Raw genomic sequence first — 5,974 nt, 5'->3', positions numbered from 1 at the left:
TTGAACTCGTCCGTGTATTGGCGCTTCGGCAACTTGCCATCTCTCATTTCATTTTCTCCGTACTCCAGAAGTTACCAACTTCTTGCTGTACGTGAAATCGAGGCAGGGTCAGAACCTGCTGCCTCTGCAGGAGAAGCCATTTGTAGAGCAATGCGGCCACCCGCCGCGACTTGCGTTTGCGAATTCGTCGCCGCTCGTCCGGGGGAAGTTGGTCGAGCTTCGCCTCGATCTTGAACAGCAACTGGAAGTACCGTAGCGCCTTTTCGCCGACCTTGCTGCCGTGGTTGGCCCACAGCTCGTGGAATTTACGGCGCGCATGCGCCATGCAATTTGCAGCCGTCACGCCCTTCGCAATGGTCGCGTTGTAGCCCGAGTAGCCGTCGGTAACGAGCGTGCCTTTCCAAGGCGTGTCGCCGTCTTGGCCGAGGAATCCGCGAACGTTCTCGCCGCTGCGCGTCTCGGCGAAGTTGAACACCACCGCCTTGGTCGAGTTGTAGCTTGTCGTGCAGTAGCTCCAGATGTACGCCTTGTGAGTCTTCTTGTTGCCAGGCTTGAGCATGGCCACCGGCGTCTCGTCGGCGTGCAGCACGTCGTGGCGAAGCAGCTCGGCCTCCAGGGCGTCTACCAGCGGCTGTAGCTGCGCCCCGCATCCCCCACCCACTGTGCCAACGTGGAGCGCGCGATGGCCATGCCAGCGCGCTGGAAGATGTGCTCCTGACGATACAACGGCAGATGATCCAGGAACTTGGCCACCAGTACCTGGGCCAGCAGGCCCGTCGTGGGAATCCCCTTGTCGATGATGTGCGGTGCCACGGGAGCCTGCACCAGCTTCTCGCAACGCGCGCAGGCCCACTTGCCTCGAACATGGTGCTCCACCGTGAACACGCCCGGCTCGTAGTCGAGCTTCTCGGAGACGTCCTGGCCGATGCGCTTCATCTGGCAACCGCAGCTGCACACAGTGCTCGCGGGCTCGTGGTGCAGCTCGCGCCGCGGCAGGTGCGCCGGCAGCAGCTGGCGCTTCGGCTGTTCCTTGTCCTTCGTGTCCTTATTTTTGTTGTTGGCGGTGGCCCGCTCGATCTCTCCGGTGACCTCGGCGATGTCGCCATCGAGGGTCTCTTCAAGCAGGCTCGTCTGCTCGGCACTGAGGCCAGACCTGAACTTCTCGCTCGTGGCGGTGAACTTCAGGCGCTTGAGCACCGCCATCTCGTGCGTGAGCTTGTCGATCAGGGTTTGCTTGAACGCAGCCTCGCGTTGCGATCTCTCGAGTTCGACGGCCTGGTCTCGCAGTTGCTCGTCCTTGGCGGACAGCTCGCTCATCAGCGCCAGCATGGCTTGGCGCATCTGCTCCGGATCCAACGATTCCAATTGCTGGGAGGCGATCACGGAAGGTGATCGTGCCAGAGGCTGTGCGCCAGTGGCATCGGAACATTCATCGATTGCGCACCGCTACAGAACTCGGATGATCCCAGCCTCGCCGATGCGTTGCCAGGGCAGGCCCAGAACGAGTGCGTTGAGCTGCGGTCTGCTCAGCGACAGCGTCCCCGTCGTGTCGTGTGGCCAGACGAACTTGCCGGCGTTCAGTCGCCTCGCGGCCAACCAAACGCCAATGCCATCATGCACGAGGACCTTCATGCGATTGGCGCGACGGTTCGCGAACAGGTAGGCGTGGTGTGGACGAGCTTCACCGAAGACCTTCACCACACGACCCAGTGCCGCTTCGGTGCCTGCGCGCATGTCCATCGGTTCGACCGCCAACCAGACGGCGTCGATGCGGATCACCGCAGCAACTCGCGTAGCCAGGTCCCGCACTCCAGAACAAGTGCCGCCGGCCAGGTCACCACGACAGTCGTCGAGCCGCGCTTGACTTCCATGCGAATGTCGCCCGGCGGCGTGACGGGCGCTGGCAGTTGCACGGGCACGAACGATGACGGCGAGGACTTGAGCTCGGGACTACGCAAGAGCTTGGGGGTGTTACCTTCCGCCGAGTTGAACGGCGACACCTCCGCGTCGCGCACCCAACGCCGCAGCAGGTTCGCATTGATGCCCAGCGACATCGCCACTGACGCCATTGAGACGCCGGGCTGCGCGGCCGAGGCGACGGCATTGGCCTTGAACTCGTCGCTGTGCAGCCGGCGACGCCGCCGATCACCGGCAGCCTGAGGAGAGATAGTGTGCACGTATCCACCATGAGTTAGTGGATACGAGCATCCTTTGCTCCTACCGCGAATTCAAGATGGGTTCGCCGGACGTACATGGACGCCCCCTATGCCAGGTTCTCAATTCGTGCGGCTCGAAGGTAAAGATTGCACCCGTACATTCGGACTTTGATTGCAGCTTTTGGCTGCGGTCCCTGATGGGATGAGCTGGTTGACGCCTCGATCGCATACACGCACTCTGGGTGCCTCGTCCGGCGCGGGCTTTGCCAACCACGGTCTGACCTGTCTTGCCATCACTTCATGATCGCCCGAGCAATCGGCGGTTTGTTCTCCCTGCTATGTTGTGATCATCGCTATCTGCCTCAGGCCGCGGCGTCCCCTCAGCGCACGTAGCCAGCATCGAAGTGCCGGTCATGCGCCAGGAGAGCCCAGACGATTCGCGCGTTCTTGTTCGCCAGCGCCACCGCCGCTACGTTCTTGTTGCGTCGATTCACGACGGCGCTGATCCAGTTGCATGCATCGGCCTTCTGGCTCACTCGATAGATGACCGAGCGCGCGCCGTGTATCAGCAACGTCCGGAGATACGTATCGCCGCGCTTGCTCATGCCCAGCAGGTTCGCCTTGCCACCCGAAGAGTTCTGTTTGGGAACGAGGCCCAGCCACGCAGCGACCTGACGACCACTGTCGAAGCTCTTCGCGTCGCCGATGGAAGCGACCAGCGCGCTGGCTGTGATCGGACCGATGCCTGGAACCTGAGCAAGCTTGCGGCTGAGATCATTGCTGCGATGCCACGCTTGGATCTTTGCCTCGAGCTCATCGACCTGGCGATCCAGATCTTTGAGGTGATCGAGGAGTCGTTGCACGAGCAGTCGAAACGCACCCGGCAGCTCGTTTGAACCGTCCTCGATCAACTCGGGAACGCGAGTGCCGATGTAGCCGATGCCCTGCGGAATGATGATGCCGAATTCGCCGAGTAGCCCGCGGATTTGATTCGCCTGAGCCGTGCGCGCCCTCACGAAGCCTTGACGCACGCGGTGCAACGCGAGGACCGCTTGCTGCTCGACGTTCTTCACCGGTACGAAGCGCATGTTCGGCCGAGCCACTGCTTCGCAGATCGCCTCGGCGTCGGCTGCATCGTTCTTGTTGGTCTTGACATAGGGCTTGACGAACTGAGGCGCCATCAGCCTCACGGCGTGGCCCATGCCTTGAAGTTTGCGCGCCCAGTGATGCGCACCGCCGCATGCTTCCATGCCGACAAGGCACGGCGGCAGGTTGACGAAGAACGGCGCCATCTGGTCGCGCCGTAACTGCTTCTTCAGCACGACCTTGCCTCGCTCGTCGATGCCGTGGACCTGAAACACGTTCTTTGCCAGGTCGATGCCAACAGTCGTAATCTTCATGGTGGACGCCCCTCTCGGTTCAAGTGGTTGGTGACACTTCCACTTTGGCACGTTGATGCCGTTACGGGTGGGGGCGTCCATCCCATTGCATACATTCCTGCCGACCCTTGTGTCGATGTTCCGCGGGCATGGTCGCCAAGCTTCCCTCGAGGTGGTAGATCTGAGCCAGGCGCTTGATCGCCGCTTCGGCCACTGGGCTCGTTCCGGCCCGGGCCACTTCGTCGTACTTGCGTCGGGCGTGCACGACGCATCCTGCGGCCACGCGCATGGGGTACACGCGAGCATCCATGGCGGAGTCGTAGCCGGCGTACTGGTCCGTCAGCAGCGTTCCGTTCCACGCACCGTCCTCGCCGCTGAGGAACGCGACCGGGTACTGGCCGCCACGGCCCAGGCAGAACTCGAAGATCACGCCGCCCTGCACGTCGAGTTCGCCGCGCGCATAGGCCCAGACGTAGGCCCTGCGGGTCTTGCCCGCCCCAGGATCGAGCAAAGCCACTGGCGTCTCGTCGGCGTGCAGTACCCGGGCGCGGAGCACGAAGCGCTTGTGCGCGTCGTACAGCGGCTCCAGCGCCGCCCCGGCGTACCCGGCCCAAGCAGCGAGCGTGGAGCGCGGGGTGTGCACGCCCGATCGCGCGTTGATCGTCTCCTGCCGGTAGTACGGCAGGTGGTCCACGAAGCGGCTGATCAGCGTGTGTGCCACGAGTCCACTCGCCGGGATGCCGCCGTCCACGATCTCAGCGGCGGCCGCCTCCTGCTTCAGACTCTGGCAGCAGCGGCAGGCCCACTTGCCGTAGATGTGCCGGTGAACGAAGAACTCTGCCGGCACGATGTCCAGCTTCTCGCTGATGTCCTCGCCCACGCGCACCATCGACTGCCCGCAGCCGCAAGTCGTGTCCTCGGGCTCGTGGCGGTGCTCCACGCGCCGCAGGTGTTGGGGCAGCGCTTGGCGGCGCGGTTTGCGCGCAGGGGCCTTGGGTGTCTTCGACGCTTCCGGCAAGCTGGCCTGCAATGCCGCCAATTGCGCCTGCAGGCTCGCCTCGTCCTCCGCAACGGTATCCTGGAAGAGCTGGCGCTGCTCGGCGGTCATCGCCTCGGACTTGGCGCCGAACTTCCAGCGCTTGAGCCTCGCGAGCTCGAAGTTGATCTTCTCGATCTTCGTTTGCCGCAGCGCGAGCTCGCGGTCCTTGCGCTCGAGCAAGGATTGCTGCTGGGCGAGTTCGCGGACGTGCTCGGCAAGCTGCTGGTCCTGCTGCTCGAGTCGTTGCTGCATCTGCGCGATCAGCGCGGCAGCTTCAGGGGGCAGTTGTGCAAGGTCGATGGGGAGAGGGCCTTGCGTGCCAAGCATGCGCAGCATGGTGCCAGAGCGTTCTGCCTCGCACCATTGGAGCAAGCGCTGTCAACCGGCGGGAGCGCAGCGCCGGGCCGAGTTACATGCGAGTGATGACGGCCATCTCCGGCAATCGTTGCCATGGCAAGCCGACTACCAGGGCGTCGAATTGCGCCCTCGTGAGTTCCAGCGACGCCGGTACTGCCTCCGTCGCCGACAGCCATACGAATCGCCCTGCGTTCAGTCGCCGCGCAGCGCACCACACGCCGAAGCCGTCGTGCACGATGAGCTTGATCCGTGTGGCGCGCGAGTTGACGAAGAGGTAACCATGATGGGCGTGCGCGGCACCCAGTGTCGAGACGACCGCGGCCAGCAGCCGTTCGGCACCCGCGCGCATGTCCAGCGGCTGCGCGCACAGCCACACCCTGTCGATGCGGATCACTTCAGCGCCGCCGCAGCCACCTCGCCCAGCCAGGTCGCGCAGTGCGCTGCCTGCGAGCCAGGCCATTGCACCGTCAAGCGAGTCTCGCCGCGCTGCAGTTCGATGTGGATGTCGGCCTCGCCGCGCTCTCGTTCCACGACAGAGCGATCCACCGCAGGCGCGGCCTCGATCTCGGCTGAGGCCAGTTCCACCGGCACGAATTGCAGCGCTGGCGGCGATGTCGAACTGGCAGGTATGGTCGGCTCGACATGCGGTCGTTGTGCGACCCTACGTGGCGCCGATAGGCCCGCGCGCTTGAGCCCTCTCCCGACGAGCCACTTGCGAACCAGGTTGACGTTGAGTCCGTGCGCGAGCGACACCGCCGCGACCGAGGCGCCGGGCTGCTCGCACTCGGCCATGATCTTCGCCTTGAATTCAGGGTCGTGCGTGCGCCGACGCTTGAGTGAATTGGGATTCATAGGTGCCCGCCAAATCAATAGGTGGGCACCATCCTCAAGGTCCAGTCACCGAGGAGCAAGATGGGATCGCCAGACGCTCACAGACAAAGGGCTTTGGCCTGGTGTTGTTGATGTCGAGGTAGTCCCGGATGCTCTGCTCGAGTTCGCGCGTGGAGCGGTGTGTGCCGCGGCGGATGCAGCGCTGCGTCAGC

The 5,974-nt window shown here is 63.7% G+C and carries 6 protein-coding genes and 1 pseudogene; all 7 read right to left on the bottom strand.

Annotated features, from left to right (window positions below; all coding sequences use genetic code 11):
* Positions 1 to 112: 112 nt before the first annotated feature.
* Positions 113 to 1,383, bottom strand: a pseudogene (tnpC, locus tag QTH97_RS36495) (IS66 family transposase); the annotation flags it as partial.
* A gap of 63 nt (positions 1,384 to 1,446) precedes the next feature.
* Complete coding sequence (gene tnpB, locus QTH97_RS36490; protein WP_286573646.1) at positions 1,447 to 1,779, bottom strand: IS66 family insertion sequence element accessory protein TnpB; 333 nt, start codon at positions 1,777 to 1,779, stop codon at positions 1,447 to 1,449.
* Positions 1,776 to 2,177 carry a transposase gene (locus QTH97_RS36485; protein WP_286573644.1) on the bottom strand — a complete coding sequence of 134 codons (402 nt, stop codon included), beginning with the start codon at positions 2,175 to 2,177 and terminating at the stop codon, positions 1,776 to 1,778. The genes tnpB (QTH97_RS36490) and QTH97_RS36485 overlap by 4 nt, the downstream gene beginning before the upstream one ends.
* A 359-nt stretch (positions 2,178 to 2,536) precedes the next feature.
* On the bottom strand, positions 2,537 to 3,556 hold the full coding sequence (locus QTH97_RS36480) for an IS110 family RNA-guided transposase (protein WP_286573648.1): 1,020 nt from the start codon (positions 3,554 to 3,556) through the stop codon (positions 2,537 to 2,539).
* 61 nt (positions 3,557 to 3,617) lie between these two features.
* Positions 3,618 to 4,910, bottom strand: coding sequence for an IS66 family transposase (gene tnpC, locus QTH97_RS36475; protein ID WP_286573643.1), 1,293 nt, complete (start codon positions 4,908 to 4,910; stop codon positions 3,618 to 3,620).
* A gap of 73 nt (positions 4,911 to 4,983) precedes the next feature.
* Complete coding sequence (tnpB, locus tag QTH97_RS36470) at positions 4,984 to 5,325, bottom strand: IS66 family insertion sequence element accessory protein TnpB (RefSeq protein ID WP_286573641.1); 342 nt, start codon at positions 5,323 to 5,325, stop codon at positions 4,984 to 4,986.
* Positions 5,322 to 5,783: an IS66-like element accessory protein TnpA gene (tnpA, locus tag QTH97_RS36465; protein WP_286573639.1), complete on the bottom strand. Its 462-nt coding sequence runs from the start codon at positions 5,781 to 5,783 to the stop codon at positions 5,322 to 5,324. Before tnpA ends, tnpB (QTH97_RS36470) begins: the two co-directional genes overlap by 4 nt.
* Positions 5,784 to 5,974 lie beyond the last annotated feature (191 nt).

This window comes from Variovorax gracilis (genome assembly GCF_030317115.1).
In the GTDB taxonomy this organism is placed as follows: Bacteria; Pseudomonadota; Gammaproteobacteria; order Burkholderiales; family Burkholderiaceae_C; genus Variovorax; species Variovorax gracilis.
This window is presented reverse-complemented; position numbering and strand designations above follow the sequence as displayed.

Excerpts from the sequence above, each read along its gene's own strand:
- QTH97_RS36480 (WP_286573648.1), bottom strand. The coding sequence starts at position 3,556 with ATGAAGATTACGACTGTTGGCATCGACCTGGCAAAGAACGTGTTTCAG.
- tnpC (WP_286573643.1), bottom strand. The coding sequence starts at position 4,910 with ATGCTGCGCATGCTTGGCACGCAAGGCCCTCTCCCCATCGACCTTGCA.
- tnpA (WP_286573639.1), bottom strand. The coding sequence starts at position 5,783 with ATGAATCCCAATTCACTCAAGCGTCGGCGCACGCACGACCCTGAATTC.